This window comes from Gracilibacillus sp. D59 (assembly GCF_052246695.1).
Classification (GTDB): domain Bacteria; phylum Bacillota; class Bacilli; order Bacillales; family Amphibacillaceae; genus Gracilibacillus.
Genome location: NZ_JBQQCK010000033.1, coordinates 1 through 1477, shown reverse-complemented (window position 1 = coordinate 1477; position 1477 = coordinate 1). Strand labels below are relative to the sequence as shown.

Genomic DNA, 1477 nt, shown 5'->3' with positions numbered 1-1477 from the left:
GGTACCGACCCCCAAAAGTTAGAGTAATAAATCTAACTTTTGGGGGTGTTTTTATGGCAAAATATAGTGAAGAATTTAAAATGAAGTTAATCACTGAGTATTTAGAGGGAAACATTGGATATGGATCATTGGCAAAAAAATATAATATGGGAAGCCAGACACCTATACGTGAATGGGTAAAAGCCTATGAGTTACAGGGAATGGATGGGTTGATACGAAGTAAGACTAAGAAGGAGTACTCTGTTCAATTTAAATTACATACGATACAATTCATGTTAAATACAGGTGCTTCTTATTTAGATACTGCCGTTCACTTTAATTTGAACAACCCTTCCTTAATCGTACGTTGGATGAAAGAGTTTCGTGAACAAGGAGTAGAAGGCCTGAAACCAAAAACAAAGGGGCGACCTTCTATGTCTAAGAAACCGAATAAACAAAAGAAGAAGGAAGAAAAAAAGTTAACACGTGAAGAAGAGTTGGAACGTGAGAATGAACTACTAAGGCTAGAAAATGCATACCTAAAAAAGCTGAAAGCTTTTCGGGAAAATCCGAATGCCTTCCACGAAAAGCACAAGCAAAAGTGGCATTTGAACTCAAAGAAGAAGGATTCCGATTAAAGGATATCTTCCATGTAGTGGGGATTCCTGAAGCAACCTATCACTATCATGTGAAAAACTTTGGGAAAGAAGATCCGGACAGAGAACTTAAGGAACTCATAACTGACCTATTTAAGAAGTTTCATGAACGCTATGGGTATAAACGCATCACGAAAGAATTGAAGAAGTTAAGACATCGTGTTAATCATAAAAAAGTATATCGACTTATGCGAGAAATAGGATTGAAATGTGTAAAATTCATGCGGAAATCCCGTAAATACAATTCCTATAAGGGAAGGATTGGGAAGGTTGCCAAAAACCGAATATCCCGCCGTTTTAGCACACCTATTCCTCTTCAAAAATTAGTAACCGACATTACAGAATTTAAATGTAATGGAGAAGAGAAGCTATATTTAAACCCAATTCTAGATCTTTACAACGGAGAGATTATAGCGTTTGGGATTAGGAAACGTCCAACACTAGATCTTGTCATGGAACCTTTAAAAGAAACAATAGAGATAATAGAAAATCATGCAACCTATCGCACTACTATCCATTCCGATCAAGGCTGGCATTACCAACACAACCAATGGGTGAGAACATTAAAAGAAAATAAAATATTTCAAAGCATGTCACGTAAAGCAAACTGTGCAGACAACGCTTCGATGGAGAATTTCTTTGGCATTTTAAAGCAAGAGATGTATTATGGGGAAAAAATAGTAAGTTACGAAGAATTAAAAAGAAAAATAGAAGAATATATCTACTGGTATAACAATGAACGTTCAAAATCAAAATTGACTGGATTGAGTCCAGTCGAATACCGAACTCAGTCCAGCCAATTAGCTGCATAATAAAAACTCTAACTTTTGGGGGTAACCACC

Annotated in this window: 2 protein-coding genes; both read left to right on the top strand. The window is 36.2% G+C overall.

What is annotated here, in order from left to right; genetic code table 11:
• The first annotated feature begins 53 nt into the window (after positions 1-53).
• Entirely contained in the window at positions 54-617 is a 564-nt protein-coding gene (locus tag ACTWP4_RS22485) for a transposase (RefSeq protein WP_443131020.1), read from the top strand.
• Positions 515-1447 (top strand): IS3 family transposase, encoded by a 933-nt coding sequence (locus tag ACTWP4_RS22480; RefSeq protein WP_443131021.1) that lies wholly within the window; start codon positions 515-517, stop codon positions 1445-1447. The genes ACTWP4_RS22485 and ACTWP4_RS22480 overlap by 103 nt, the downstream gene beginning before the upstream one ends.
• Positions 1448-1477: the final 30 nt, after the last annotated feature.